This window comes from Brachyspira pilosicoli (assembly GCF_008016535.1).
GTDB lineage: Bacteria > Spirochaetota > Brachyspiria > Brachyspirales > Brachyspiraceae > Brachyspira > Brachyspira pilosicoli_A.
Genome location: NZ_SAXY01000089.1, coordinates 1 through 1035 on the forward strand (window position 1 = coordinate 1; position 1035 = coordinate 1035).

General features: G+C 26.3%; 1 protein-coding gene. It reads left to right on the top strand.

Annotated features, from left to right (window positions below; genetic code table 11):
• The first annotated feature begins 97 nt into the window (after positions 1 to 97).
• Positions 98 to 1033, top strand: coding sequence for a DDE-type integrase/transposase/recombinase (locus EPJ72_RS12835; protein ID WP_242005025.1), 936 nt, complete (start codon positions 98 to 100; stop codon positions 1031 to 1033).
• Positions 1034 to 1035: the final 2 nt, after the last annotated feature.

Here is a 1035-nt window from a genome sequence, read left to right on the forward strand (position 1 = left end):
TGTTTAGGAGTGTGAGATATTGGACATTTTTTAGTATAAAAAAAGCAGTATCCTTGTTATAATATTTTGATATAGAAAATAAATAAAGGATACTACTATGAAAAAAGATTATAGCACAGAATTTAAATTATTTATAGTGGATGAAGCATTAGAAACTAAAAATATTAAAAGATTTTTAAAGATAGAAGAAATACCCAAATCTACTTTTTATGCTTGGCTTAAAAAATATAAAGACACTGGAACTGTCGCCAATTTTAGCACTAGACCAAAAACTTCCCCAAATATCTTTAATAACCAAAAAGCTATTAATTTAATTATTAAACTCTATACTAAAGAATATCGAGGTAAGCATTATATTAAAGCATATTTAAATCGTGAAGGCATTAAGATAGGTGTTACAGCTATAGAGAATGTACTAAAAAGAAATAATCTTTGGAGATATAAAACAAAAAAGAAAAAGAAGCGATATGATAAACGAAAATTTGTCTCTAAAATACAAAAAGAAGGCAAAATAGTTCAAATAGACACTAAATATATCAAATTAGGCAGAAAAACAGTCTATCAGTTCACTGCTGTAGATTTAGCTACTCGTTATAGTTGGAGAGAAATCTATGAAGATAAAACACCTTATAGTGCTTTATCTTTCTTAAAATATGTCTTAAAAACTTCACCTTTTAAGATACAGGCTATACAAACGGACAATGGTATAGAATATACTTATCGCTGTATTAATACTCCTAAAATAAATATTTTTGATGAATACTGCTTAAAAAATAAATTAGAGAGGAGATATATTCCTGTAGCTACACCAAGATACAACGGTGTAGTAGAAAGAGTAGATGGCATAGACGAAAGAGAATTTTATTCACGATTAAATAAAAATATCACAGTAGAATTATTAAGAGAAAAATTAAAAGAATATACACATTTTTATAACAATCAAAGATTGATTTCTTCTTTATTGTATATTACAATCAAAGAAAGAATCAAAAATATTATAGCAAGTAAAAGTACAATATCTATGGCTCCATGACA